The organism is Mesorhizobium sp. M4B.F.Ca.ET.214.01.1.1 (assembly GCF_004791545.1).
GTDB lineage: Bacteria > Pseudomonadota > Alphaproteobacteria > Rhizobiales > Rhizobiaceae > Mesorhizobium > Mesorhizobium abyssinicae.
Genome location: NZ_SRUX01000004.1, coordinates 17,919 through 44,850, shown reverse-complemented (window position 1 = coordinate 44,850; position 26,932 = coordinate 17,919). Strand labels below are relative to the sequence as shown.

Sequence of the window (26,932 nt, the reverse complement as noted above, 5' to 3'; positions counted from 1 at the left end):
GCTCGCCACAACGCAAGGAACAGGATCGAAATGCACGCAGCGATTTCGGAAAAGACCGCGCCTGAAGTTCAATCCCTCGGCGACCGCCAGGTATGGAGCCTGGAAGAAGCCCAGGCTCTCCACGATGCGCCTTTCAACGACCTCTTGTTTCAGGCGCAGACCGTTCACCGCCAGAACTTCGATCCCAACAAGGTCCAGCTCAGCCGGCTTCTCAGCATCAAGACGGGCGGCTGTCCGGAGGATTGCGGCTATTGCAGCCAGTCGGCGCACCATGAAAGCGGGCTGAAGGCGTCGAAGCTGATGGAGGTCAGGCGCGTCATCGCCGAGGCGACCAAGGCGCGCGACGCCGGCGCCACCCGCTATTGCATGGGCGCCGCCTGGCGAAATCCCAAGGGGCGCGACATGGATGCGGTCGTGGCGATGGTCGAAGGCGTCAAGGCGCTGGGCATGGAGACCTGCATGACGCTCGGCATGCTCGACCTCGGCCAGGCGCAGCGGCTGAAGGAGGCTGGCCTCGACTACTACAACCACAACATCGACACCTCCGAGCGCTACTACTCAGAGATCATCTCGACCCGGACATTTGCCGACCGGCTGGATACGCTGGCCAATGTCCGCGACAGCGGCATCAAGGTCTGCTGCGGCGGCATTGTCGGCATGGGCGAAGAGCCGGTGGACCGGATCGACATGCTGGTGACGCTGGCCAACCTGCCGGAACATCCGGAAAGCGTTCCGATCAACATGCTCATCCCGATCGCCGGCACCCCGCTTGCCGATGCCAGGCCGATCGAGCCGATCGAGTTCGTGCGCGTGATCGCGCTGGCGCGCATCATGATGCCGAAATCGCATGTCCGACTTTCCGCCGGGCGCACCGCCATGACCGACGAGATGCAGGCGCTGTGCTTCTTTGCCGGCGCCAATTCGATCTTCGTCGGCGACACGCTGCTGACGGCGGACAATCCTGGCGAGGACAAGGATAGCCTTCTGTTCCGCCGTCTCGGCATCGAGCCGATGGACCTCGAGGCGCAATGAACGAAGCGCCGCTTGCCCGCTATGACGCGACCTTGCGCGGACTGGCGCGCAAGGACCGTCTGCGGACGCTTTCGCCGCGCGCCGGGCTCGATTTCTCGTCCAACGACTATCTCGGGCTCGCCGCCTCCAAAAGACTCGGCGACGCGGTGGCGGCGGCGATCGCGCAGGGCACGCCGGTCGGCGCGACCGGATCTCGGCTGCTGCGCGGCAACGCGCCGGAACACGAGGCACTGGAGGCGGACGCGGCAGCGTTCTTCAGAGCCGACCGCGCGCTGTTCTTCGGCACCGGCTACATCGCCAACTTCGCCCTGCTGACCGCCCTGCCGCAGAAGGGTGACCTTTTGGTCCTCGACGAATTGGCTCATGCCAGCATGCATGAGGGGGCCCGCGCCGGCCGTGCCGAGTTCAAGCTCGCCGTGCACAACGACGTCGATGCCTTCGAGGATGCAATCACGCGCTGGCGCGCCGAAGGCGGCACCGGGCGCGTCTGGATCGTGGTCGAAAGCCTCTACAGCATGGACGGCGACCGCGCGCCGATGGACGGTCTGGTCGTGCTGGCCGACCGCCACGAGGCCTTCATCGTCGTCGACGAGGCGCATGCCACCGGCGTCTGGGGGCCAGACGGCCGCGGCCTTGCCGCCGCTTTCGAGGGCCGCGACAACATCGTCGCGCTCCACACATGCGGCAAGGCGCTCGGCGCGGCCGGTGCGCTCGTCACCGGGCCGGGACTGCTGTGTGACTATCTCGTCAACCGCTGCCGGCCCTTCATCTATTCCACCGCGCCATCGCCGCTGATGGCCGTGGCAGCGCGCGAGGCGATTGCCATGCTGTCCGACGAGCCCCAACGCCGTGCCCAGTTGCAGGAGCGCGTTGCCTTCGCGGGCCGCCAATTGGCCGAGCGCTGCGGCGTGGCCCCCAGCGGCTCGCAGATCCAGCCCTTCGTCATCGGCGACAACGGGCGCACCATGGCGTTGGCGGCGGCGCTGCAGGCGCGCGGTTTCGACATTCGCGGCATTCGTCCGCCGACCGTCCCCGAGGGCACATCGCGGTTGCGCATTTCGCTGACGCTCAATGTCGACGAGGCCGACATTTCGGCCATGGTCGAGGCGCTCGTCGAGGTGTTGGCCGCGGCATGACCAAGCGCATCGTCATCACCGGAACAGATACCGGGATCGGCAAAACGGTGTTTTCGGCGGCATTGGCCGGCCTGCTCGACGGCTTCTACTGGAAGCCGGTGCAATCGGGGCTTGATGAGGAGACCGACAGCGAGGTCGTTGAACGGCTCGCCGGCCTGCCGCCGGGGCGCGTGCTGCCCGAAGTGTATCGCCTGAAGGAGCCACTGTCGCCGCATCGTTCAGCCGAACTCGACGGCGTCGCGATAGACGCCGCAGAGCTGTCGCTTCCAGACTTGCCGGGTCCGCTCGTCATCGAAGGCGCGGGGGGATTGATGGTGCCGCTCAACCGGCGTACCAAATTCATCGACATCTTCGCGCAGTGGCGAGTGCCGGTCATCCTGTGCGCCCGTACCAAGCTCGGCACGATCAACCACACCCTGCTTTCGATCGAGGCGCTCAGGGCCCGTTCCATCCCGCTCATCGGCATTGCCTTCATCGGCGATGAGGTGGCCGACACGCAGAGAACAATCGTGGAATTCAGCGGCGTGCGCCAGCTTGGCAGGCTGCCGCTGCTCGATCCGCTGACGAGCGGGACGCTGAGGGAAGCGATGGTTGCCGGCTTCGACCTCTCAGCGATCGCGGGGGGCGAATGATGTCGCAGTCTCAAGTCTGGCATCCCTTCACCCAGCACGCGCTCGAGCCGGCTATCCCCGAAATCGTCCGGACGGAAGGGGCCTACCTCTGCAAGGCCGACGGCACGCGCATCCTGGATGCCATTTCCTCCTGGTGGGTCGTCACCCACGGCCACCGCCATCCCCGCATCGTCAAGGCCATCGAGACGACCGCGGCGAGCCTCGACCAGATCATCTTCGCCGGCTTCACTCACGAGCCGGCCGAACGCCTGGCCAAGGCGCTTGTCGGCCTCGCTCCGGCCGGCCTCGATCGGGTGTTCTATTCCGACAGCGGCTCGACCGCCGTCGAGGTCGCGCTGAAGATGGCGCTCGGCTACTTCCGCAACATCGACGCGCCGCGCTCTCGCATCGTCGTCATGGAGCACAGCTATCATGGCGACACGATTGGCACGATGAGCGTCGGCGCCCGCGGCGTGTTCAACGCCGCCTACGAGCCCTTGCTGTTCGAGGTGGACACCATCCCCTTCCCGGCCGCCGGTCGCGAGCAGGAGACGCTCGATCGGTTCGAGGCAGTCTCCCGCGACCGGCGCGCGGCCGCTCTGATCGTCGAACCTCTGGTGCTCGGCGCCGGCGGCATGCTGATGTATCCGGCATGGGTTGTGGCCGAGCTGAAGAAGATCGCCGAAGCCTCCGGCACATTGCTGATCGCCGACGAGGTGATGACCGGGTGGGGCCGCACCGGGACCATGTTCGCCTGTGAGCAGGCATCGATCTCACCGGACATTCTGTGCACTTCAAAGGGCCTGACGGGCGGCGTTATCCCGCTGGCGGCGACGCTTGCGACCGATGCAATCTTCCAGGCCCACTATTCGCAGGACCGGCGGAAGACATTCTTCCACTCGAGTTCCTACACCGCCAATCCGATCGCGTGCGCGGCGGCGCTCGCCAATGTCGAGATCTGGCGCGACGAACCGGTGGCCGAGCGGGTCGCGGACCTGAGCGCAAAACAGGCTGCCGGGCTTCGACGTTTTCGCGACAATCCGTTTTTTAGCGACAGCCGCGCAACGGGGACAATCGCGGCCCTCGATCTGCGCACCGGCTCCGCCGGCTATCTGGCCGAGATCGGGCCCCAGCTGCGCGCGTTCTTCCTCGAACGCGGACTTTTGGTGCGTCCGCTCGGCAATGTCCTCTATCTCCTGCCGCCCTATTGCATCACCGGCGACGAGCTCGACGGCCTCTATGACGCCATCGAGGAGGCCGGCGAACGCTTTGGCGCAAAGCCATGAACAGGTCGTCGCGCTTTCTCGGCTTCGGCCATCATGCGCCGGCGCGCAGGGTCGAGAACCCGGAGATCGAAAACCGTCTCGGGCTCGAGCCCGGCTGGATCGAGCGGCGCACCGGCATTCGGTCGCGCTTCTGGGCAACGGAAGAAGACACGCTGTCGGGCCTTGCCACGCGCGCCGGCGACATGGCGCTGGCGAACGCCGGCATCGAGCGCGGCGACATCGGCCTGCTGCTGCTTGCCACCTCGACGCCCGATCACCTCCTGCCGCCCAGCGCGCCGCTGGTCGCGCATCGACTGGGGCTCGGCCGCGCCGGCGCGATCGACCTGACCGGCGCCTGCGCCGGCTTCATCTATGCGCTGATGTTCGCGGACGGATTTACACGCCTGCACGGCAAAGCGAGCCTTGTCATCGCCGCCAACATCCTCAGCCGCCGCATCAATTCGGCCGAGCGCACCAGCGCCGTGCTGTTTGCCGACGCCGCAGGCGCCGTGGTGATCGGTCCCTGCGAGGATCCGGATCGAGGCATTCTCGGCGCATCGGTTGATTCCGACGGCTCGCGCTACGGGCTGATCCAGATTCCCGCGGGCGGAAGCAACAAGCCCTTCCAGGCCGATCTCGACCTCGCTGAGACCCGGATGACCATCATCGACGGCCGCGAGGTGTTCGCCAAGGCGGTCGATATGATGACAGCCTGCTCGCGGGACGCGCTCGCTGCTGCCAGCATGCGGCCGCAGGACATCGATCGGTTCGTGCCGCATCAGGCCAACGCCCGCATTTTCGACGCGGTGGGGCGGAACCTTGGCATCACCGATCAAGCGATCGTCAAGACGATCGTCGAATACGGCAACTCTTCCGCAGCAACGATCCCGCTGTCGCTGTCGTTGGCCCATCATGCGGAGCCGTTTCGGTCGGGCGAGAAAATCCTTCTGGCTGCGGCGGGTGCCGGCCTCAGCGGCGGCGCTCTCGTCGTCAGGATCTAGCCGGCGACCGCATGTGCTTGGCCTTGGCGGATCGGACTCCAGGGTCTGCGGAGGCGCCAGCATCGTTCTTTCTAGAAGGCGATGACGGCCTTTATGAGCCCCGACTTCTGATGTGTCCAACGAGCGATATCGTGCAGGCTGTTCTGAAGGGTCGTGTCGTGCGTTATCAGCTTGGCCGCAGGAATGGCGCCATCGCGCATTGCCGCCATGACGTGGTCGAAGTCGACGCGAAGCGCATTGCGGCTGCCGATCAACATCATCTCGCGTTTGTGGAATTCGGGATCCGAGAAGGTGATCTCGTCCTTGATGACGCTTACCATTATCAGGGCGCCGCCATGGGCCACGTAGCCGAACGCGGCTTGTATCGAGACCTTGCTGCCGGTCGCATCGAAGACGAGGTCGAAAAAGTCGCCATCGGTTCGCTCTCTCACCTGCTCGACAGGTGAGCCCGATGCACTGTCGATGACGGGAAACCCGAGTTGGCTTTCGGCGAAGTCGAGCCGTTCCCGGCTGGTGTCCATGAGCGTCACCGCTTGGCCGGCAATACGCGCAAACAATGCCGTACCCAGTCCGATAGGCCCGGCGCCGATGACCAGCGTCTTTGCGCCGGCAGCAAGCCTGGAGCGTCTCACCGCGTGAGCGCCGATCGCCAGGAACTCGACAGCTGCCGCGTCAACGAGAGGCAGTCCTGCAACCGGGTAGAGGTTGTCGGCAGGCACCAGCAATTCTTCGCACATGCCGCCGTCGCGATGAACGCCCAACACTTCGATCGATACGCAGCAATTCGGCTTGCCGTGACGGCATGCAATGCATTTGCCGCAGGCCAGATAGGGATTTACGACGACCCGTTCGCCGACTTCGATGGCGACGCCTTCGCCTACCGCGGTCACGGTGCCAGAGAGTTCATGTCCCATGACACGTGGATAGACCAGGTAGGGATGCTTGCCCTCATAGATGTGGTAGTCGGTGCCACAGATGCCGACATGGCTGATGCTGACCAGCGCCCATCCGGCGCCCGGCGGGCCGGGCGCCGGGCGATCCTCGAAGACCAATTCGCCGGGCTTGCGGCATACGAGCGCTTTCATGCGAATTATCTTCCTGAAATGTTTCAAAAAGAACCCGGCGGCTGAGATCGCCGCCGGGCCAAGGTGTGGAGCCTATTCGAAGTCTTTGACGTTCTGCAGCGTCACCAGTCCTGCACCGGTATCCACATTGGCTTCGACGGGTTCCCCGCGGATCGCCTTGACGACGGTATCGATGCCAAGCTCGCCCATTTTTGCCGGAAATTGCGCCACGCTGGCATCTTCCGCGCCGGACTTGATCGCTTCGATCTCACCACAGCAGGCGTCGAAGCCGACCAGGATGATCTTGTCGTTGCCGATCCCCGCATTGCTGATCGACTTGACGGCTCCCGGGATTGGCGGTCCGCATGCCGCGTAGATCGCCTTGAGATCGGGATTGGCGGTCAGGATGTCTTCGGTCACCGACGTGCCAAGTTCGAGCGTGCAGTTGGTTGCGCCCTTGCCGACCACCTCGACCTTGACGTCGCCGAGGCCCTCCATCATGCCGGTGACCCGGTCGTCCAGCGCCGGCACTCCGGGAACGCCTTGCAGGATGCCGATCTTGTCGCCGCTCTTGAGCACGGTCTTCAGGTACTCACCGGCAATCTTGCCGCCGTTCAGGTTGTTGGTCGAAACCAACGCGGTCTGGCCCTTCCAGTCCGGGATGCCGTTGTCGACGAGAACCACCTTGATGCCGGCAGCGACCGCCTTGTCGAGCGTCGGCGCGACGGTCGGATCGACCGGAGTGATCGCCAGCCCCTTGACCCCTTGCGTGATCATGGATTCGATCAGGGCAATCTGGCCCTCGATGTCGGTTGCCGCCTGGCCCTGGCCGGTGACCAACTCGACTTCAGGATGAGCGGCGGCGTATTTCTTGGCCGCGTCCTCCATGGTCGAGTAGAACGGCACCGGGAATTTCGTAATCAGGCCGACCTTGATCTTGTCGGCGGCCGAAGCCGGCATCGCGCACGCAACGGCGATCGCCAGCCCAGCGAACAGTTTTCGGTTCATTGGCATTCCATTCCTCCCTTGGATTGAGGCGTCTTCCGGCGGAAGTCGCTTCAGGCATTTGCGGACCGCAACAGTCCCCAAATCTCGGACGGATCAGGCTCCCACGATCATGGAGACCAGTTCCTGCTTGTTGTCCTTGGTCGGCACCAGTTCGCCGACCTTGCGGCCCTGGCGAAGCACCACGGCGCGATCGGCAAGCTCGACGACATGCTCCATATTGTGGGTGATCAGGATGACGGCGTTGCCCTGGTCGCGCAGCGTCGCGACCAAGTTGAGCACTTGCCGCGATTCACGCAGGCCAAGTGCAGCGGTCGGTTCGTCCAGGATCACGACCTTGCGGGCAAACACGGTCGACCGGGCCACCGCAATGGCTTGCCTTTGTCCACCCGACATCATGGCAACGACGGCGTCCAGCCTTGGCAACGTGACTTTCAAATTGGCGAGCAGAACGCGCGTTTCGGCATCCATCCGGCGCTGTTGAAGAAATCGCATGCCGCGAGGAAGCCATTGCGGCCCCGCCAGTTCGCGACCGGCAAAGAAGTTCTGTCCTGGCGTCAGATTGTCGAACAGCGCCAGATCCTGGTAGACAGTCTCGATGCCGGCGAAGCGCGCATCCGCAGGGGAGCGTATCTGCGTTGGCGCACCGTCCAGGAGGATCGCGCCGGCATCGAGTTGGTGCACCCCGCTGATGCATTTGGTCAACGTCGACTTGCCAGCGCCGTTGTCGCCCAGAAGCCCCAAGATCTCGCCGCGCCGGACCTCGATGCTGACGTCGTCCAGCGCCACAACCGAGCCGAAACGCTTGGTCGCGCCGCGTACCGCAAGCACGGGATATTCAGCGGCGGTGGCTGCATGATCGACGCTTGCTGGAACGGCACTCACGACTGCCTCCCGGCCTGCATGACACGCACGCGCCCTTCGAGATAGTTGCGCAACACGTCGGACTCGACCGCTATGACGATGACCACGCCAATGACGATGAGTTGGAAGAAGACATTGACGTTGAGCAGGTTGAGCGCGTTGCGGATGACGCCGATCATGATGGCGCCGATCAAGGCATGGCCAAGATGGCCGCGACCGCCGAGAAAACTGGCACCGCCGATGATCACCGCCGCGATCGTATCCAGTTCCAGCAGATTGCCGAACAAGGGCGAACCGGCGTCGGTGCGGCCGGCAAGGATGACCGCCCCGATGCCGGCGCACAGCCCCGAGATCACATAGACCGAAACCAGCACCCAGGACACGGGAATACCCATGCGCAGGGCAGCGTCGGGCCGGCCGCCGACGGCATAGATCCAGCGTCCCCAGACCATCGTCTTGGCCATTGCGAAAAGAACCGCGGCAACGCCGGCGACCACAAAGACCGATCCAGGCAGACCCCAGACCGCCTCGCGGCCAAGCGCATCGATGGCATCCGGCATGCCAGGGATGGCGCGCCCGTCAGCCAGTTGCAGCGCCAGCCCCTTGGCGATGCTCAATGTCGCCAGGGTGATGATGAACGGATGCGGCAGCCGGCCGAAGACGTAGAAGAGCCCATTGATGGCGCCGACCGCCGCACCGCAGGCGACCATCACCGCGATCACCAGGAAGGCGGGGGCGCCGGCATGGAAACTGAGCGCGCCGACGACCGAAGCCAGTGCAACGTTCGAGCCGACCGAGAGATCGATCCCACGCGTCAGGATGACCAGGTGCTGGCCCATCGCCACAACCGAGATGACGGCGGTCTGGGCGAGGATGTTGCTGAGGTTGCGCCCCGTCAAAAAATAGGGCGACAGAAAACTGAGAACGACAATCAGCAACGCCAGGATGACGACCGGACCGGCGCTCAGCAGGGCCAAGCCCAGAGCAAGGCCAGGGACGGCTTCTTGCTTCTTGGGTGCTCGCACTGCGGCCTCGCCGACAGAGGTGCCGGTGTTTCCCGCTTCAGGCAAAGTTCCCTCCCCGCCGCGGCTTGTGTGAGCCTCGTCGTCAAAAGCTTATGTTGTATTTTTAGCTTCCTCTTATCGATAAAAAACAACCAACATCACTTGGTCAAGTTGTTTTTTATGGATAAAGTTCATGCTAAAAAGGACAAGGTGTTGCTCTGAGGTAGATCCAATGCGAACCGACACTGTTTACAAGAAGGCTTTCAACCGCGCCGCCAGTATGCTGCGCGACGGACAATTGACCGGCGACCTCCCTTCCGAAAATGAACTCAGAAGGCAAATGGGAGTGAGCCGCACGACTGTCCGAAAGGTCCTGGGAGAACTTGCCCACCGCGAACTTATTGCCGAGCGCAGCGGCGTCAGGACGGCAGGCCGACCGGTCGAGGATAGCGACTACTATCCCGACGCCGAAACCACATCACGGGCCAAGCACGTCGAGCAGCAATTCATGGAGTGGATGCTGCGCGGTGACACCAGACCCGGCACCAGCATCAACGAGCTCGAGCTGGCGCGGCAGTTCGGTGTCGCAACCAACGGAATCCGCGAGTTCCTGATCCGCTTCAGCCGGTTTGGGCTGCTCGAAAAAAGGCCGAACACGGGTTGGCTTTTCAAGGGCTTTACTGAAGATTTCGCACTTGAGCTGTTCGAGATCCGCGTCATGTTCGAGCTGCGCTCGGCGCATCTGTTTTCCCGACAGGCCGACACTTCCCCGTTGTGGGAGAAGCTGGCCGTGCTCAAGATTGCGCATACCGAACTGCTGAAGCGGATTGAAAGCCGATTCCACGACTTTTCCGGCCTCGACAACCGGTTTCACCGGCTCATAAACGAGGCTTCGCCGAACCGCTTCATCGACGATTTCTACGATATCATCAGCTTCATTTTCCACTACCACTATCAGTGGAACAAGCATGACGAAAAACAGCGCAACCAGGCGGCGATCCTGGAGCATCTCGCCTATATCGAGGCGCTCGAAAGCCGCGATCCAGAACGCATCGAGCGAGCCTGCCGAGCGCATCTGGGCTCGGCAAGAGAAACGCTGATGCGTTCGCTGATCGTATTTGACGAATGATAGGAACGAGCCGCTTTGAGGGACCCGGCGCATCCATTGCGTGATGCGTCGGAACCAACGCTTACGCGTGGCGTATTTCCGTTCCCAGCACCTTCAGGCATTCACGGATGAACGCCGCAAGCGCGGTCCAGCCCTTGGCCGAAACCATCGTCCCATCCACATAGGCATCGGTGGGAGACAGATCGATATAGGTGCCGCCTGCCAGCGTCACCTCCGGCTCGCAAGCCGCGAGCGCGCCGACCTTCTTGCCGCGGACGACGCCATCGACCGCTATCAGGATCTGCACGCCGTGGCAGATCGTAAATATCGGTTTGTTCGCCTCGTGGAAGTGGCGCACCATCGCCTGCACGCGCTTGTCGGTGCGGATATATTCCGGTCCGCGCCCGCCGGCGCAGTAGACGGCGTCGTATTGGCTCAGTTGCTTCTCGGCGTCGGAAAAGGTCTTGTTGATCAGCGCATTGTGACCGGGCTTTTCGGTGTAGGTCTGATCGCCCTCAAAATCGTGCAGCGATGTCTTGATCACGTCGCCGGCTTTCTTGTCGGGGCAGACGACATGAACAGTATGGCCGACGGCCTCCATCGCCTGCTGGTAGACGAAGATTTCATATTCCTCGGTGAATTCGCCCGTCAGCATCAGTATCTTTTTTCCTGGCATGGTCTTCCTCTCGGTTGTGGCAAGGCGAGGTGCACTTGGCGCCTCGCCAGACAGGGATCGAAATCGGAGCAGAGCGGTTAAGTCGGGGAATGGTTTTCCTTGGCGTTGACCTGGGTGATCGGCGGCGCGTCGAGCTTGACGCTCCTACTCGAACGCAGGCAGGAGCCGGTCCCGCGAATTCTCGATGTGCACGCGCATGGCTTTTGCGGCGGCGTCCGGGTCGCCCGCGGAGAAGGCGGCGAGAATGGCCTCATGCTCGTCGAGGGCCTCTTCGGTCACGCGTGAGTGATACATCAAGCGGAAGATGTGGAAGTGGGTATGCTGGTGATTGAGCGTCTCGCGAATGAGCTCGTTCTGGGCGAACTCGACGATCTTGTCGTGGAAGATCGCATCCTGACGGGCGAAGTTCGAATAACGCAGGCGTTCGTCTTTCCCCTCCCGCCGGGCCATGACGCCAGCCGCTTCCTGCAGCACGGTCAGGCGCTCGTCGTCCAGTGTTGCAGTGGCCTTGGCCGCGGCGGCGGGCTCAAGTAGAAGGCGCAACTCGTAAAGCTCGTCAAAGCGGCGGCGGGTGATTTGCGGGGCGGCCCGATAGCCGATCAGGTGGGTCTTCAGCACCAGGCCCTCACCCTCCAACCTGCCAAGCGCTTCGCGAATGGGGGTATGCGAGACGTTGAATTCCTTCACGAGATTGTCGACGGTGATGCGCGATCCCGGAGCAATCCTGAGCGACATCAGCTGCGCGAAGATTGCCTCGTAAACGTCGCCGGCCAGGCTGTTGGCGCGCTGGATACGGGCTGTCGAAGGAGCTTCCGTCAGGTCCGCGTTCTGCATTGTTTACCCTCTTGACAGGAGCACTCACTAGCACGATGGTTCGGGCAATTCAATCCTATATCCTATACGATTTAATAGAGGATAATTTGGGAAATGACTCAGACGTCGAGGCCGGCCCCTGGAACTGAAGGATGCCGTCCATGACCTTGTTCGCAGCCGCGCGCCTGCCGCGCGAGATCCTGTTCGGCAAAGGCCAGCGTCATGTGCTGCCTGCTGTTGCCGCCAAATTTGGGCGGCGCGCGTTCGTCTGCACCGACGAGCGTTTCGCGGCGACTTCGCAGTTCGCCGAAATTCTTGCCGGCCTGCACAATGCGGCGATAGAGACGCTGGTCTACGACCGAACGCTGCCGGATGTGCCCCGCGACAGCGTCGCCGCCTGCATTGCGCAGGCGGAGGATTTCAAGCCGGACATGGTGATCGGGATCGGCGGCGGCAGCTGCCTCGACATGGCCAAATGCGCAGCACTTCTGCTCAGCCATGGTGGCAGGCCCCAGGACTACTACGGCGAATTCAAGGTACCAGGCCCTACCCTTCCCGTGATCGCTGTGCCAACTACGGCCGGGACAGGCTCCGAGGTGACCCCCGTCGCCGTGATTTCCGATCCGGATCGGACGCTGAAAGTGGGTATCTCCAGTCCCCACCTCATCGCCGCGGTGGCGCTTTGCGATCCGGAACTGACGGCGACATGCCCCCCTTCCCTGACGGCGATCGCCGGCGCCGACGCGTTGACGCACGCAATCGAGGCCTTCACCGCGGCCAGACGCGGCGATGATCCCCGTCTGCCGCAGCAGCATGTCTTTGTCGGCAAAAGCGCTCTGACCGATCATTTCGCGCTTCTGGCCATCAGGCTGCTCGGTCGCAGCCTCGAAACGGCATATCGCGACGGATCGGACGGGAATGCGCGCGCCGACGTCATGATGGGAGCGCTGGCCGCCGGTTGCGCCTTCGGTACCGCCGGAACGGCCGCCGCTCACGCGGTGCAGTATCCGGTCGGCGCAGTTACACATACTGCGCATGGTCTGGGCGTCGCCACGATGCTGCCATATGTGATGAGCTATAACCTTCCCGCCGCGGCCGCAGAGATTGCCGAAGTTGGCGCCGCTCTCGGCCTCCGTCAGAACGGCGACGGCGCCGATGCATCGGCGCACGCCACCATCCGAGAGGTGAGCCGGCTGTTTTGCGCTATCGGCATCCCACCGAACTTGGCCAAGCTTGGCCTTCCCGAGGACAGGATCGACTGGACGGCCGAGCAGGCGCTCGGCATCGACCGGCTGATCAAGAACAATCCGCGTCCGTTCGACCTCGCCGCGATGCGACGGCTGGTCAGGGCTGCTTATGATGGCGACATGTCCGCCACCATGATGTGATCGACCAGGAGTTCACCCCATGAATATCGCCGCAGGCATATCCGACGAGGATCAAGATATGTTCGATTACGCCACGGTCTCGCACGGTCTCTACATTGGCGGACGCTGGCAGCCCTCGTCGGAGGGCCGCGTGATCGAAGTGGTCGATCCATCAACCGAAGCCGTGATCGCGGTGGTTCCCGATGCCACGCTTGCCGACGCGGCCGCAGCCGTCAACGCGGCCTCGAAGGCAGCGGCCGGCTGGCGCGAGACCTCGCCACGCAGGCGTTCGGAAATCCTGCGGCGCTGCTTCGAACTGATGACCGAACGGGCGGAGATACTGGCTGCGCTGATCTCGCTGGAGAACGGCAAGGCGCTGCGTGACGCGCGCAGCGAGGTCGCCTACGCCGCCGAGTTCTTTCGCTGGAATGCCGAGGAGGCGGTCCGCATCAGCGGCGAGTTCGGCCTTGCGCCCTCGGGCGCCAACCGCATCATTGTCGACTACCAGCCCATCGGCATTTGCGTGCTCATCACGCCATGGAATTTTCCCGCCGCCATGGCGACGCGCAAGATCGCGCCGGCGCTCGCGGCCGGCTGCACAGTGATTTTGAAGCCCGCTAGCGAGACGCCGCTGACGGCCTATGCGCTGGCAGCGCTCTACGAGGAGGCTGGCGTGCCGCCCGGCGTCGTAAACGTGCTCACGACCTCGACGCCCGGACCGGTGACGGCGGCCATGCTGGCCGATCCGCGCGTGCGGAAACTGTCATTCACCGGCTCGACCGGTGTCGGCCGGGTGCTCCTGGCCGAAGCCGCCAAGCATGTCATCTCCTGTTCGATGGAACTTGGCGGCAATGCACCGTTCATCGTCTTCGACGACGCCGACCTGGAAGCAGCGCTCGACGGTGCGATGGTTGCCAAGATGCGCAATGCCGGCGAGGCCTGCACCGCCGCCAATCGGCTTTACGTTCAGGCCGGCATCCATGATGCCTTCGCCGATGCGCTGCGCAAACGCATGGCCGCCCTCAATGTAGGTCCTGGCACACACACGGAAACCGAGTGCGGCCCGATGATCACCAGCAAGGCCGTGGACAAGATCGATCGTCTCGTCCGGGACGCGGTCGCCCGTGGCGCCAAGGTTCTGTGCGGCGGAGCGATCGCCGAAGGCAAAGGCTACTTCTACCCGCCAACGGTGCTTCGCGACGTTTCCGCTGACGCCGCCATGATGCATGAGGAAATATTCGGTCCCGTGGCTCCGATCATGCGCTTCGACAGCGAGGCGGACGCCATTGCGAGGGCCAACGACACCGAATACGGTCTCGCTGCCTATGTCTACACGCGCGACCTGGCCAAGGGGATGCGCGTGGCATCGAAGATCGAGTCGGGAATGATCGCCCTGAACCGCGGCCTGATGTCGGATCCGGCGGCGCCCTTTGGCGGCGTCAAGCAGAGCGGACTGGGCCGCGAAGGCGGTCAAAAGCACGGCGTTGCCGAGTTCATGGAGGCGAAGTACATCGCCGTGACCCTGTGAGCGGACACGCCAAAGATCCGTTTCGCATTCGCGATCATGTGGTCGAGTTCGACGACATCGTCGCCGAGATCGTGCGCAGAAGCGAAGATAGCAGGGCGAACGTGCCAATGGTCGGCGATGTCGCCTACGGAGATGACGCCACCGAGACCATCGACCTGTTCTTTCCCGAGGGCAAGCGGGACCGCCTGCCGGTGCATATGTTCATTCACGGCGGCTATTGGCGCATGTTCTCCAAGCGTGATTATTCTTATGTCGCCGAGACCGTCACGAACGCCGGTGCGATCGCAGTCATCGTCGACTATGCGCTGATGCCGGCTGTCAGGATGGCAAAAATCGTCGACCAGGTGCGCCGCGCCAAGCGATGGGTGCTTGACCATATCGCGGACCATGGCGGCGATCCCGACCTGCTGACGGTCAGCGGTCATTCCGCCGGCGCGCATCTGGCGACGATGCTTTTCGACGGCGACAGCCGGCCGTCCGGCATCAAAGCTGCGCTGCTGCTCGGCGGCCTTTACGACCTGAAGCCGTTGCAGATGTCATTCCTTGCCGCCGAGATCGCGATCACCGACGAAGAAGCCCGCCGGTTCTCGCCGATCAACCACAGCTTCGATCCATCCGTGGCCGTAGGGATCTCGGTCGGCGCCGATGAGACGCCGCCCTTCCACAGCCAGGCCGCGATGTTCACGAGTCACCTGGAAGAGCAAGGGCTGACTGTCTCGCGCACGACCCTTGCGGCGGCCAATCACATGAGCAGCGTCCGCGACCTTGGCGTGGCGGGCACCGAAGCCGCGTCACTATTGGCCCGCCTCGTGGGATCTCATTCAGCCTAGTAGCCGTAGTAGAGCCCAAGACCGCGCTGCAGGGCGGAGGCCAGATGCGCCTGCATTGCCGCCGCAGCTGCCTCCGGGTCGCGTGCCTTGCATGCCAGGATGACCTGCATGTGCTCGCGCAGGGATTGCAGCACGAGAGGCACGGTGACCTTTCTGTCCAGCCGGATCAGCCGGACGTAGTTGTGAAGCCGCTTGTAGGAACTGTCGATCAATGGATTGTTCAGGCTGGCAATGATGGAGTGATGCAGCAAGGTCTCGAGTTGCTCGAGGTCGGCCCTGACCAGGTCGGTGAGCCCACCGCGCTCGATCTCCTCGATGACCGCCAAATGACGTCTTTCCAGTTCCGCCAGATCCGCCTCGTCCGCGGTTTGCGCGTAAACCCCTGTCGCCGCGCGCTCCAGAATGCTGCGAAACTGGTAGGTCGACCTGGTCAGTTCGAACCCGGGCTTGACGAACTGGATGCCCGAGCGCGAATGGATGATGACGATCCCCTCCGCCTCGAGCAGCTTGAGCGCGTCGCGCAGCGGCGCAACCGGGATTTGCAGCATTTCGACAAGATCGCCTTGCGACAGAAAGGCGCCCGCGGGGATCTTCCGCTCAAACAGCGTCTCAAGAATGCGCGTGTAGGCACGATCGCCAAGGCGTTGGCCGGCTGCCGCCCCGGCGGCCCCATCGGACTGATCGTCGTGCTGCGCCACTTTGACCCTCGCCTCTGAAATATCTAAGCATGATTCTGAAACATTACTGGCCGTGCCATCGTAAAGTATCGCATTGCCGGTTATCAATGCACCTTTGCAGGATACGGCTGACCGGGGTCTTGCGTTGAGCGCAACCGGTATCCCGGGCTGCCTGGAGGTCGTCGGGCGCCAACGAGCCTGGGCCGCCAACCCGTTGACGAAGCGTAGCCTGCTGCATTTGCGTGCTTGCCTGCCCGACAGTTTTGCGCCTGGCAACTTGCCTCTTGTCCAAAACTGAAATATCTAAAGCGCATTCTGAGATATCAGAGAGCCAGTATGCGCATCGCCGAGTACCGCATTACCCGCTATCAATTCGCTCGTGACCGGACCATCGGTGACAGTCAGGTCCGCATCGATACGGCGCACGTGGCCGCGCTTGAGCTCGTTGCCGAGAATGGCCTGGTCGGCCTGGGCTTTATCCAGAGCTTGTTTCACCCGCTACCAGACCAGGCGGAGATCGTACGGGTTTTTGAAGAGGAGGCCTGGCCCGATCTCGCAGGGCAATCGCCTTTGGCGCTCGTGCATCGAGTCCAGCGGCCGCGCGGCGGAAACAGGCGCGCCTTCGGCTTGCCTTTCGAGGAAGCCCTCCAGGTTGCTTTGTGGGATCTGAGTGCGAAGCTGGTCGGCCTGCCGTTGCACGAGCTCCTGGGGAGCCGGCGCAAACGCGTGAAAGCCTACGCATCCGGTCTCGATTTCCACCTCAGCGACGATGAATTCCAGGCGTTCTTTGCCCATGCCGAGGCGCTTGGTTATCGCGCGTTCAAGATCAAGGTGGGGCATCCCGATTTCGGCCGGGATTTGTCCCGGCTGGAGCTGTTGAGAAAGACGGTGCGGCCCGGCTCGTCGATCATGATTGATGCAAACGAGGCTTGGGGGGCCAAGGAGGCATCGGTAAAACTGCAGAAAATTCATAGCCTTGGCTTTGATCTGCTTTGGGTCGAGGACCCTATCCTGCGCCACGACTTCGACGGACTTCGCAACCTCAAGGCGGCAACGCCGTGGACCATGATCAATTCAGGCGAATACCTTGATGCGGCCGGCAAGCGGCTGTTGATGCAGGCCGGCGCTACCGACATGCTGAATGTCCATGGGCAGGTGACGGACGTGATGCGCATCGGCTGGCTGGCAGCCGAACTCGGCGTCCCGGTGACGCTTGGCAATACGTTTCTCGAAATCGGCGTACACATGGCCTGTGCGCTGCCCGAAGTCGAGTGGCTCGAATACTCGTTCCAGAACTTCGATCACCTGGTCGAGCAAACAATCGAAATTCATGACGGCTGGATTCATGCGCCCGATCGAACGGGCCATGGGCTGGTCTTGTCGGAGACCGGGCGTCTGGATTGGACGCGCCCCGAAATCCTGTCGCGCGAAGACCTTGGTGATGCACCCGTCAACCCCGCGGGTTGACGTGGTCCCAAACTCGCAGCGAGCGCTGGATGAAGCGAAGGCCTGGTAGATAAAAAGGGAGGAATGACGTGCAGAAGCTGAAGATATTGACCGCAATTGCGACCATGGTGGTGGCGTCGCCGGCGCTGGCCCAGGAGATCACCGTCTGGGACGTCAACGTGGACGATGCCGCCCACGCGACATACTACGATCACGCGAAGGCTGCATTCGAGGCCGCGCACCCGGGAGCAACTCTCAACCTCCTGTCTCAACCGGACGCCGAGTACTACACGCTGCTGGGCACGGCGCTCGCTTCGAAGGCCGGCCCCGACGTCATCTGGGCCAATGGCGGCGCCCAGGCCAAGGCCCTGGTCGGCGGGCTAATCCCGCTCGACGACAAGCTGCCCGACCTGATCCCGAAGCTCGTTGGAAAGTCCGCGTTCACCGGACCTGACGGCAAGCTGTACTTCATCCCGACGACGCTGCAGGGTCACGTCGTCTACTACAACAAGGCGCTTTACAAGGCCGCAGGGCTCGATCCGGAGAAGCCGCCGACGAGTTGGGCCGAACTGACCAAGGTCTGCGACGCCTTCAAGGCGCAGGGTAAACCCGCCTGCTTCATGATGGCCAACAAGGAAGGCTACAACGCCGAGTTCTTCCTTTCGGAAGCCGCGAACCAGTCGCTGACCACGCAGCAACAGGCCGATTGGCTGGCAGGCAAGCTCCATTGGTCGGATCCGCCGATCAAGGCGATCCTGCAGGCCTGGGTCGATACCGCCAAGAATGGCTGGTACCAGGAGGGCGGCAACTCGCAGACCATGTTCATGGATGAGTTTGCCCTCTTCGAGCAAGGTGTCGGAGCCAACGTGATGGGTCTGCTCTCCAACGTCGCGCATTGGAAGCAGTTCGAAACCAACATGGGCGTCGAAAAGGTCGGGGTCTATCCCATGCCCTCGCCGACCGTTGCTGCCGATCAGCATGAAGGTGCCCCCGGCGTTCCGCTCGACGGCGGCGTTGGCTACGGCGTGAACAAGGACTCCGCGAACATCGATCTCGCCGTCGACGCGGTGCGAATCCTCGCCTCGCCGGAAGTCCTGTCATACCTGGTCAACGACACCGGCTCGGTGCCAGCAAACACCGAAGTCAACACATCCGGCATTGACAGCCCTGGCCTCAAGCAGATCATGGGCTGGCTTGCGACCAGAGCCGTTCCGACCACGCATGCCAATTCTTCAGCGGCCGAGCTCGATGAATGGCACCACCAGAGCCAGCTCCTGTTCAACGGTGAAGCCACCGTGGACCAGGCTGCGGCGGCGCTCGACAAGGTCCAGGCTGAAGCCAAGCCGCAATAGCAATCTTCTCACGCAGACAGTGGGGGCGCTGCGACGCGCCCCCGTCCCCGCATCAGTGACGTGCCCATGACCGCCAATTCGTTACACCAGACAGGCCAAGCCGCGCGGACCCGTACCCGCCCAGGCCGGAGCCGCCGGGCAGAGGCGCGCGTTGCGGTGCTGTTCCTGCTTCCGGCCATCCTGCTTGTCCTGGTGTTTCGCATCTTTCCGCTGTTCTGGGGGTTTGGCATCTCCCTGACCAGCGCGACGTCGACCGACCCGGGCCAGTTCATCGGCGCCGGCAACTATCTGCGCGCACTGGACGACCCGAATTTCCGCTCCGCCATGGCCAACGCCGTCGTGGTGCTGCTTTCGGTGCCGATCTTTGTGACCATCCCGATGCTGCTGGCCATCCTGATCCACCAGGGCGTGCCGGGGCGCACGTTTTTCCGCTCCGTCTATTTCTTTCCCGCCATTCTTTCGAGCGTCATCATCGGGTCTATTTTCAGCGTGGTGCTGAGCTTCAATGGCAATCTGAACGCGTTGCTGAGCATAGCGGGGATCAGCGGTGTGGACTGGCTGGGGCACTCGGCGACCGCACTTCCGGTGACGCTGGCGATCCAATGCTGGTCGACCTTCGGCATGGGTGTGCTGATCTTCCTTGCCGGGCTGTCGACCGTCTCCAAGGAAATGGTCGAGGCGGCACGTCTCGACGGCGCCAAGATGTGGCAGATCTGGTGGCATGTCATCATCCCGGAGCTTCGCCCGATCATCGAGTTCTCGACGGTGATCACGACCATCGGCCTGCTGACTTCGATGTTCGGCCTGATCTACGTGCTGACCGGCGGCGGACCCGGCACGGCGACGACGGTGCCCGAATATCTGATCTGGGCCGCACAGGGAAAGCTCAACCGGCCCGCCTACGCCGCGGCTGTCTCGATGGTCCTGTTTTTCATGACGAGCATTCTCGCATGGCTGCAGATTCGCATCTTGTCGCGCAACGCGAACATCTGAAGGAGAGGTCGTGTCAGGAGCAGGAAAACGACAGCGGCTAACCCTCAGGATCGCGGCGATCCCGATGGGGTTGCTGGCCTTGAGCTGCCTCTACCCGATCTTTTTCGCGGTCAACAACGCACTCAAGACACGTCACGATTACATGCTCGACCGCTTCGGGCTCGCCATGCAGCCCACGCTCGACAACTTCGTGCAGGCCTGGACCCGGGCGCACCTCGATGAGTACTTCCTCAATTCCGTGATTGCGACGCTCGGGGCGGTCATCTTGTTGATGGTCGTGTCTTCCATGGCCGGCTTCGCCCTCGCGTCGCTGCGCTTTCCCTATCGGCGCTTCCTGTTCGCGGTCATCCTGTCGTCGCTGATGATCCCCGTGCAAGTCGTGCTGGTGCCCTTCATGCGCACGATGCTTGCCCTCAACCTGGTCAACACGCACATCGGGCTCATCCTGTCTTACACCGCATTTTTCCTGCCTTTCTCGGTCTACATGATGACGGCGTTCTACTCCGGCCTGCCGCGCGAGCTGATCGAAGCGGCGCGGATCGACGGGGCCTCGCTGCTGCAGGTCTGGTGGCACGTGATGCTGCCCCTGGGAACGCCGGCATTGGTGACGCTGGCCATCCTCAACACGCTGAGCTGCTGGAACGATATTCTGATCTCCCTGCTGGTCATGCAGAAGCACCGCACCCTCATGGTGGGGATTTCCGCGCTCAAGGGCCAGTACTCGGACCAGATACCCCTGTTTACCGCTGGCATCGTCATCGCGGCGGCGCCGATCGTTGTTCTTTACATCCTGTTCCAGCGACGAATTGTTTCGGGCATCGCGGTGGGCGCAGTGAAAGGTTAGCCGATGGCGCGTGTCGAACTGAAACAGGTCAGCAAGAGCTTTGGATCGACGGACGTTATCCGCGATGTCTCGCTTTCGATCGAGGAGGGCGAGTTCGCCGTATTCGTTGGCCCTTCGGGCTGCGGAAAATCCACCCTGCTGCGCATGATTGCCGGGCTCGAAGAGACGAGCGGGGGCGAGATCTTCATCGGCGGCGACGACGTGACAGACGCGGAGCCTGCCGACCGCGGAGTGGCGATGGTGTTTCAGTCCTATGCGCTCTATCCGCACATGACGGTGGCGGACAACATGAGCTTCGGCCTGCGGATGGCGCACCGCCCGAAGGAGGAAATCGCCAGCAAGGTCGGGCGCGCGGCCAAGATCCTGCAGCTCGAAGAGTATTTGCAGCGCAAGCCGGCCCAGCTCTCGGGAGGACAGCGCCAACGGGTGGCAATAGGGCGGGCGATCGTGCGCGACCCGAAGGTGTTTCTCTTCGATGAGCCGCTCAGCAATCTGGATGCCGAGCTGCGGGTGCAGATGCGCGTGGAACTCGCCAAGCTCCACCGGGTCCTTGGCAACACCATGATCTATGTGACGCACGACCAGACTGAAGCGCTGACCATGGCCGATCGGATCGTCGTGCTGCGCAGTGGGCGCATCGAGCAGATCGGCACACCGCAAGACCTCTATCAAGATCCCGACAACGCGTTCGTCGCGGGTTTCATCGGCTCTCCCCGGATGAACTTTCTGACCGCCATTGTGCAGGCGGGGGGCCGTCTCGCGTTTGGAGGCCAAGAGATGGACAGCCCGGCACAGACCCCGCTTGAGCCCGGACGGAAACTGCAGCTGGGCTTGAGGCCCGAACATCTCGACCAGGACAAGGGTGTCGACCTCGAGGCAAAGGTGGAATTCGTCGAAGCGATGGGCTCTACGGCCTATGTCCACGCCACGCTGGCGACCGGCGAGACCATCATCGCGGAGCGGCGGTCGTCGCAACCAAGGACCGGCGACAAGATCATCCTGCATTTTGCGCCCGCATCGGCGCGGCTCTTCGGCGAAGACGGACAACGCATCCGGTGAGCGTTCACGCGCCTCCTCGACCGCATGAGAACGAGAGCTGACCATCCGCCGCGTGGGACGTGATCAAGACCAGCGATGACTGAAGCGATAATCTTGTGTCCGCCGGCCTGGCGCCGGCACCGGCTGCTCGCTCTGGCTGGCTTCACGCCCAATCAGTCGAAGAACCCGGCGTCCTCTGCCAGCAGATATTGCTTGGCGCCCTGGGCGTCGATGTCGAGCCCAAGCCCGGGAGCTTCGAGCAGGTCGACCATTGAATCCTTTACCACCTGCTTGGGCAGGCCGATGACGATATCGTTCCACCACGGGTCCGAGGCGCTGGGATATTCGAATGCCACGTAGTTGGCGGGCAAGGTGGCGCAGACATTGATCAGCGCGCCGAGGCCGAGCAGGCCGTTGGCGGTGCCGTGCGGCGCCATCAGGATCGAGTGCATATAGGCGTGCTCGGCTACCCATTTGAGCTCGGCAATGCCGCCAATATCGGCCGGATCGGGGCCGATGACGCGCACCGCCTGGGTCTCGATCAGTTCCTTGAAATTGTGCCGCAGGTAGATCTGCTCGCCGGTATGGATCGGCGTCGAGGTGGAGGTCGTCAGCTCGCGATAGGCCTGAGGATTGACCCAGGGCACATAGTCGCCGGTCAGCATGTCCTCGAGCCACATCAGATTGTACTTCTCGACCGCGCGAGCGAACCTGATCGCATCGGGCAGCATCCAGCCCGGACCGCAATCGAGCGCCAGGCTGACCTTGTCGCCCAGCACTTCCTTCATCGCGATCACGCAGTCGAGCATGTGATTGAAACCGCGCTCGCTGATCATGCCCTGATCCATGGCGCCATGATAGCCGGCCTTCTTCTGCGTCACGCCGTAATGGAAGCCCTCGATGGTGTCCTTCATGTTGGAATGGAACGAGATTCCCTGCTTGATCATGAAGAAGTTCTGCGGCTGCTCCATCATCCATTTGACGTCGGCGGCGTAATCCTCCGGCCGATCGCCCGCGCGTTTGCGGCGGATCGAGCCGTTGTAAACACGCACCTTGTCGCGCACCTTGCCGCCGAGCAGCTTGTAGGCCGGCACGCCCGCCGCCTTGCCGGCGATGTCCCACAAGGCATGCTCGATGGCCGAAACGGCGGCACCATAGGGCTTGAACGAGCCGCGTTGGCGGATCTTCAGCATCACCCGCTCGACGTCGGTCGGATCCTCGCCGATCAGCGCGTCGCGGAAATGCAGCACAAAGGGCTTGAGATACGTCTTGGTGAACTCGACCTCGCCAAGGCCATAGAGGCCCTCATCGGTAACGATGCGCACTATGGGGTGCTTGCCGATGACGGCACAGCGCAGGTCGGTGATCTTCATGGCGCAGTCCTATTTCACAGACGAGAAAGCTGTCGGCGTGAGCAACTGGCTGCTGATATTGGCAATGATCTGCCCGTCGCGCTCAGACTCGTCCCGGGCCCTGTGCCATGCCGGATCGGTGACGAAAGCCGCCCATTTCGCCTCACGCTCGGCCAGCGAATCCCAAGCGAGGAAATAGGTGAGGCGATTGCTGTTTTCGCCGATCGCCGTGGTGAAAAACCCGGCTTGGCGGATGCCATGCCTCTCCCAGATGGCCAGCGTCTGGTCGGAAAAGCGCCTGAGCAAAGCCGGCAGCCTGCCCGGCAGGCAGTCATAGATGCGCAGTTCGTAGAACATGGTTTCGTCCGTTTCTTTCTTCGCCTCTCCTTTGGGAGAGGTCGACACGAATGGTCGGTCGTTGACCTTGTGAGCTTGGAGGGAAGGTGGTCTGGGCTAACTCCAGGTCCGGTCCCAGCTATATTCATTGTCCCAATGCTCGGTGGATTGCCATATCCCCGTGACACCCGGTTGCAGGTGATGCGAGATGACCTCGTCGACGACGTCGTCGATCCCCAGCCCCGGCTTGTCCGGCACGGTGATGAAGCCGTCCCTGACGAGCGGCTTGGGGAGACCTGTGACGATGTCGTCCCACCAGTCGACATCGGCGGAGTGGTATTCGAGCGCCATGAAGTTTTCGGTCGCGGTCGCGACATGCGCCGCAGCCATCGCGGCGATCGGGCTTTCTGCCATATGGATCGCCATGGCGACGCCGTGGTCCTGCGCCATATCGCCGATCTTCTTGGTCTCGAGGATGCCGCCGCTGGTGAGCAGGTCCGGATGGATGATCGAGACGCCGCCGCTCTTGAGCAGGGGCTCGAAGGCCTCCTTGAGGTAGATGTCCTCGCCGGTGCAGATCGGCACCGTGGTGGCTTGCTGCAGTTGCCGGTATTGCTCGGTGTATTGCCAGGGGATCACGTCCTCGAGCCAGGCAGGTGCGTATTTCTCGATGCGGCGCGACAGGCGTATGCCGTCCTGCAGCGAGATGTGGCCGACATGATCGATGGCTAAAGGGATCTCGTAGCCGATGACCTCGCGGACCTCGTGGATATACTGCTCGAGCAGGTCGATCCCCTTTTCGGTGAAATGCAGGCCCGTGAACGGGTGCTGCACGTTCTGCGCGTCGTAGGCGAGGTTGCGGGCCTTACGCTCCTCGAGTGTGCCGCCACGGCCGCGCGGATTGGCGTGAAACCCTTCGAGCGCGCCGGCGGGCGCGACGACGGCGCCCGGAACATGGGAGATCTGCATCAAGCCCAGGTCCATCTTCAAGAATGTGAACCCGCGGTCCATGCGCTCCTTGAGGCGCTTGCCGGTTTCGGTCCCGCTCGGTCTCTCGGCGTCGGTATCGCAATAGACGCGCACGTGATCGCGAAACTTGCCGCCCAGCATCTGATAGATCGGGACGCCATAGGCCTTGCCTGCGAGATCCCACAGCGCGATCTCGACTGCGGAGACGCCGCCGCCTTGGCGGCCGTGCCCGCCAAACTGCTTGATGCGGCGGAACAGGCGATCGATGTCGCAAGGGTTCTCGCCCAGCAGCCGGCTCTTCAGCATCAGCGCGTAGGTGGCGCTGGCGCCGTCACGCACTTCGCAAAGTCCGACGATGCCCTGGTTGGTGTAAATCTTGAGCAGTGCCGAGGTGAACGGCGCGCCGACGATTTCGGCAACCCGCATGTCGGTGATGCGGAGCTCCGACGGCCTGGAATTCGTGTTCACCCGATTGAGCGCCCCGTCGGCTCCACCCGTCTCTGGCATGACTTATCCTCGTTCTGGTCGATGGGGCTTGTGACCCGCACATGGGCCGGCGAGCACGGCTAACTCAGCTCGATCTCGTGAGCCTGCAGATAGTCGCGGTTCATCTCGACACCGAGACCGGGCCTCGACGTCAGCTTGAGGCTGCCGTTCGAAACGTCGAGCGGCGTGTCGATGAGATGATCGTATTTGGAGAGATTCCACTCCGACGTTTCGAGCTTGTAGAAGTTCGGAACGGTCATCATCACCTGCGCTCCCGCAACCACGTTTATCGGTCCCGCGGCATCATGGGGCGAGACCGGGATGTAGTAGGCCTCGCACAGGGCGGAGATCTTCTTGAGTTCGGTGATGCCGCCGGTCCAGGTCACGTCGGGCATGATGTAGTCGGCGAGCTTGTTCTCCAGCACCGGCACGAAATCCCATTTCGTGTGGCCGCGCTCGCCCCACGAGATGGCGGCGCTGACCTTCTCACGCACCTGCTTGAGCGCGTTGAGGCTTTCGGGCGGACAAGGTTCCTCGAACCAGTCGATCTGGCCAGCCTCCTCGAGGCTGCGACAGAGGCGAATGGCGGTGGGAACGTCGAAGCGGCCATGCGCATCGATGAGGATGTCGACATCGGGGCCTGCCGTTTCGCGGATGAGAGCTGTGAGTTCGGCCGCCTCTCGCTCGTCCTTGCGGGTCATGCTGCCGTCGAGGTAGCCGTCCCGCTGCTCGCGCGACAGTCCATCGGTGGTGCGGCCCTGGTGCGGGAACGGATCGAACTTCAGCCCGGTGTGGCCGGACTCGACGATGTCTCGAATTTCACGGACCACAGCCTCCTTGCTGGTAAACTTCGCCTGGTTGGGATGGGTGTAGAGGGCGATTTCATCGCGCACCGGTCCGCCCAGCAACTCATAGATCGGCTTGCCGAGGACTTTGCCGCGGATGTCCCAAAGCGCTATGTCGATGGCGCTTACGCATTCGACGGCGGCGCCGCGGCTGCCCATATAGGTGAAGCTGCGGAAAACCTTGTGCCAGAGATGCTCGATGCGCGCCGGATCCTCGCCGGTCACGGCGGCACCGATCTGCCGCAGGATCGTGCAGAGCGCGCGGTTGGCGAGCTTAGTGGTGGTGGTGATCTCTCCCCATCCGCTCACGCCCTCGTCGGTCGTCACTTCGACGAACAGGTACTCTCCCCAATAAGAAGCATCGGACTTGATCAGCCATGGCCGAATGCTCGTGATTTTCATCTCACCTGCCTTTGTCCGATGCGGTCGGGATAACGACGTTCCAGACCGGATAGCCTACCCTGCCCGAGCGGCGTTGCGCGCGCGCATGTGTTCGAGGACATGCCGCCCGGAGCCCTCGACATGGCGTGCAATGAGTTCGGCTGCCTCGTCCGCATTTCCAGCTTTGACATGCGCGATGAGCTCTCGGTGCTCGCGAATGATCGCGGCGCGCCGGGCGAGCGTGAAATTGAAGCGCCGGCTCACCGCCCGCAGCACTTCGCGATGCTTCCACCAAAGCTCGGCGGCATGGCGGTTATAGTGCCTCTGGTACATCACGGTGTGGAAGGCGGTATCCAGCTCACTGTGCCTGAACGTGTCGGCGAAGTTGTTCTCTTCGATCAGGCCCTGGATGCGTTCGAGCTCAGCAATGTCCTCGACGGTAGCCATATTCACGAACCATCGCGTCAGAGCCGGCTCGATCAGGACTCCGATCTCGTAGATATCCCGGACAAAATCCTGATCTATAGGCCGCACGCGCGCCCCGCGGTTGGGAACGAAGGTGACAAAGCCCTCGCCCCGCAACAGTTGCAGGGCTTCGCGCACCGGGTTGGTCGAGGTGCCGTGACGCCGGGCGAGATCGGTGACCACCAGCCGTTCGTTGGCGGCGAGCCGACCTTCGATGATGTCTTCCCTGATCAGTTGATAAAGCGAGGCGCCCTCGCTTGAGGCCCCGAGAGCGTCAATCCCCTCGGGTGGTTCCGCTTTGAAATCGCTTGTTTCTGCCAAGGCCCGTTCCCCAATCATACACATTTTGACCGATATCACGCACGGTTCCTATAAACAATGTACGATTTATCGCGTTGACAGACAATCTGTGATCTGAAAACGTACAAAATGCGCGAAGGGATA

At 62.7% G+C, this 26,932-nt stretch carries 26 protein-coding genes; 14 read left to right on the top strand and 12 right to left on the bottom strand.

The window, feature by feature from the left end:
- The first annotated feature begins 30 nt into the window (after positions 1–30).
- Genes bioB through EN857_RS09540 form a run of 5 tightly spaced genes read left to right on the top strand, consistent with a single transcriptional unit; the run spans position 31 to position 5,045 of the window.
- Entirely contained in the window at positions 31–1,032 is a 1,002-nt protein-coding gene (bioB, locus tag EN857_RS09560) for a biotin synthase BioB (protein WP_127308740.1), read from the top strand.
- Positions 1,029–2,168, top strand: coding sequence for an 8-amino-7-oxononanoate synthase (locus EN857_RS09555; protein WP_127308739.1), 1,140 nt, complete (start codon positions 1,029–1,031; stop codon positions 2,166–2,168). The genes bioB and EN857_RS09555 overlap by 4 nt, the downstream gene beginning before the upstream one ends.
- Positions 2,165–2,800, top strand: a complete 636-nt coding sequence (gene bioD, locus EN857_RS09550; RefSeq protein WP_127308738.1) for a dethiobiotin synthase — start codon at positions 2,165–2,167, stop codon at positions 2,798–2,800. The genes EN857_RS09555 and bioD overlap by 4 nt, the downstream gene beginning before the upstream one ends.
- Positions 2,800–4,065, top strand: coding sequence for an adenosylmethionine--8-amino-7-oxononanoate transaminase (locus EN857_RS09545; RefSeq protein WP_127308748.1), 1,266 nt, complete (start codon positions 2,800–2,802; stop codon positions 4,063–4,065). Before bioD ends, EN857_RS09545 begins: the two co-directional genes overlap by 1 nt.
- Positions 4,062–5,045 carry a beta-ketoacyl-ACP synthase III gene (locus tag EN857_RS09540; RefSeq protein ID WP_127308737.1) on the top strand — a complete coding sequence of 328 codons (984 nt, stop codon included), beginning with the start codon at positions 4,062–4,064 and terminating at the stop codon, positions 5,043–5,045. The genes EN857_RS09545 and EN857_RS09540 overlap by 4 nt, the downstream gene beginning before the upstream one ends.
- A gap of 71 nt (positions 5,046–5,116) precedes the next feature.
- On the opposite strand, the gene EN857_RS09535 is transcribed toward EN857_RS09540, so the two are convergent.
- The 4 genes from EN857_RS09535 to EN857_RS09520 form a co-directional block, all read right to left on the bottom strand.
- Positions 5,117–6,130: a zinc-binding alcohol dehydrogenase family protein gene (locus tag EN857_RS09535; RefSeq protein ID WP_127308736.1), complete on the bottom strand. Its 1,014-nt coding sequence runs from the start codon at positions 6,128–6,130 to the stop codon at positions 5,117–5,119.
- Positions 6,131–6,202: 72 nt separating this feature from the next.
- Positions 6,203–7,117, bottom strand: coding sequence for a sugar ABC transporter substrate-binding protein (locus EN857_RS09530; RefSeq protein ID WP_127308735.1), 915 nt, complete (start codon positions 7,115–7,117; stop codon positions 6,203–6,205).
- 93 nt (positions 7,118–7,210) lie between these two features.
- Positions 7,211–7,999: an ATP-binding cassette domain-containing protein gene (locus tag EN857_RS09525; RefSeq protein WP_127308734.1), complete on the bottom strand. Its 789-nt coding sequence runs from the start codon at positions 7,997–7,999 to the stop codon at positions 7,211–7,213.
- Entirely contained in the window at positions 7,996–9,048 is a 1,053-nt protein-coding gene (locus EN857_RS09520) for an ABC transporter permease (protein WP_245478074.1), read from the bottom strand. The genes EN857_RS09525 and EN857_RS09520 overlap by 4 nt, the downstream gene beginning before the upstream one ends.
- Before the next feature lie 166 nt (positions 9,049–9,214).
- Here EN857_RS09520 and EN857_RS09515 point away from each other — a divergent pair, with 166 nt between their 5' ends.
- Complete coding sequence (locus tag EN857_RS09515) at positions 9,215–10,111, top strand: GntR family transcriptional regulator (RefSeq protein ID WP_127308747.1); 897 nt, start codon at positions 9,215–9,217, stop codon at positions 10,109–10,111.
- 61 nt (positions 10,112–10,172) lie between these two features.
- On the opposite strand, the gene EN857_RS09510 is transcribed toward EN857_RS09515, so the two are convergent.
- Both EN857_RS09510 and EN857_RS09505 read right to left on the bottom strand, forming a co-directional pair.
- The gene (locus EN857_RS09510; protein WP_127308733.1) at positions 10,173–10,766 is read right to left on the bottom strand and encodes a DJ-1/PfpI family protein; all 594 of its coding nucleotides are present in this window, start codon (positions 10,764–10,766) and stop codon (positions 10,173–10,175) included.
- Positions 10,767–10,910: 144 nt separating this feature from the next.
- On the bottom strand, positions 10,911–11,600 hold the full coding sequence (locus EN857_RS09505; protein WP_127308732.1) for a GntR family transcriptional regulator: 690 nt from the start codon (positions 11,598–11,600) through the stop codon (positions 10,911–10,913).
- A gap of 140 nt (positions 11,601–11,740) precedes the next feature.
- On the opposite strand from EN857_RS09505, the gene EN857_RS09500 reads away from it, so the two are divergent.
- Genes EN857_RS09500 through EN857_RS09490 form a run of 3 tightly spaced genes read left to right on the top strand, consistent with a single transcriptional unit; the run spans position 11,741 to position 15,304 of the window.
- Positions 11,741–12,967, top strand: coding sequence for an iron-containing alcohol dehydrogenase (locus EN857_RS09500; protein ID WP_127308731.1), 1,227 nt, complete (start codon positions 11,741–11,743; stop codon positions 12,965–12,967).
- A gap of 58 nt (positions 12,968–13,025) precedes the next feature.
- Entirely contained in the window at positions 13,026–14,474 is a 1,449-nt protein-coding gene (locus EN857_RS09495) for an NAD-dependent succinate-semialdehyde dehydrogenase (RefSeq protein ID WP_245478075.1), read from the top strand.
- Positions 14,471–15,304 carry an alpha/beta hydrolase gene (locus EN857_RS09490; RefSeq protein ID WP_127308729.1) on the top strand — a complete coding sequence of 278 codons (834 nt, stop codon included), beginning with the start codon at positions 14,471–14,473 and terminating at the stop codon, positions 15,302–15,304. Before EN857_RS09495 ends, EN857_RS09490 begins: the two co-directional genes overlap by 4 nt.
- On the opposite strand, the gene EN857_RS09485 is transcribed toward EN857_RS09490, so the two are convergent.
- Complete coding sequence (locus EN857_RS09485) at positions 15,301–16,002, bottom strand: GntR family transcriptional regulator (protein ID WP_127282711.1); 702 nt, start codon at positions 16,000–16,002, stop codon at positions 15,301–15,303. The two genes, EN857_RS09490 and EN857_RS09485, sit on opposite strands and share 4 nt — an antisense overlap.
- A gap of 315 nt (positions 16,003–16,317) precedes the next feature.
- On the opposite strand from EN857_RS09485, the gene EN857_RS09480 reads away from it, so the two are divergent.
- From EN857_RS09480 to ugpC, 5 genes are all read left to right on the top strand, one after another.
- The gene (locus EN857_RS09480; RefSeq protein ID WP_127308728.1) at positions 16,318–17,448 is read left to right on the top strand and encodes a mandelate racemase/muconate lactonizing enzyme family protein; all 1,131 of its coding nucleotides are present in this window, start codon (positions 16,318–16,320) and stop codon (positions 17,446–17,448) included.
- Between the two features lie 68 nt (positions 17,449–17,516).
- On the top strand, positions 17,517–18,779 hold the full coding sequence (locus tag EN857_RS09475; RefSeq protein ID WP_245478073.1) for an extracellular solute-binding protein: 1,263 nt from the start codon (positions 17,517–17,519) through the stop codon (positions 18,777–18,779).
- A 156-nt stretch (positions 18,780–18,935) separates the two neighbouring features.
- Positions 18,936–19,772 (top strand): sugar ABC transporter permease, encoded by an 837-nt coding sequence (locus EN857_RS09470; protein WP_245478072.1) that lies wholly within the window; start codon positions 18,936–18,938, stop codon positions 19,770–19,772.
- 10 nt (positions 19,773–19,782) lie between these two features.
- Positions 19,783–20,616: a carbohydrate ABC transporter permease gene (locus EN857_RS09465; RefSeq protein WP_210212271.1), complete on the top strand. Its 834-nt coding sequence runs from the start codon at positions 19,783–19,785 to the stop codon at positions 20,614–20,616.
- 3 nt (positions 20,617–20,619) lie between these two features.
- A complete protein-coding gene (gene ugpC / locus EN857_RS09460) occupies positions 20,620–21,675 on the top strand; it encodes a sn-glycerol-3-phosphate ABC transporter ATP-binding protein UgpC (RefSeq protein WP_127308726.1) in 1,056 nt (351 codons plus the stop codon).
- 152 nt (positions 21,676–21,827) lie between these two features.
- Here the strand turns inward: ugpC and EN857_RS09455 are convergent, their stop codons facing one another.
- The 5 genes from EN857_RS09455 to EN857_RS09435 form a co-directional block, all read right to left on the bottom strand.
- On the bottom strand, positions 21,828–23,027 hold the full coding sequence (locus EN857_RS09455) for a mandelate racemase/muconate lactonizing enzyme family protein (protein ID WP_127282694.1): 1,200 nt from the start codon (positions 23,025–23,027) through the stop codon (positions 21,828–21,830).
- Positions 23,028–23,036: 9 nt separating this feature from the next.
- Positions 23,037–23,363, bottom strand: coding sequence for an NIPSNAP family protein (locus EN857_RS09450; RefSeq protein ID WP_127282693.1), 327 nt, complete (start codon positions 23,361–23,363; stop codon positions 23,037–23,039).
- Positions 23,364–23,459: 96 nt separating this feature from the next.
- A complete protein-coding gene (locus EN857_RS09445; protein ID WP_127308725.1) occupies positions 23,460–24,818 on the bottom strand; it encodes a mandelate racemase/muconate lactonizing enzyme family protein in 1,359 nt (452 codons plus the stop codon).
- 59 nt (positions 24,819–24,877) lie between these two features.
- Entirely contained in the window at positions 24,878–26,044 is a 1,167-nt protein-coding gene (locus tag EN857_RS09440; RefSeq protein ID WP_127308724.1) for a mandelate racemase/muconate lactonizing enzyme family protein, read from the bottom strand.
- Positions 26,045–26,098: 54 nt separating this feature from the next.
- Positions 26,099–26,809, bottom strand: a complete 711-nt coding sequence (locus tag EN857_RS09435; RefSeq protein ID WP_127308723.1) for a GntR family transcriptional regulator — start codon at positions 26,807–26,809, stop codon at positions 26,099–26,101.
- Positions 26,810–26,932 lie beyond the last annotated feature (123 nt).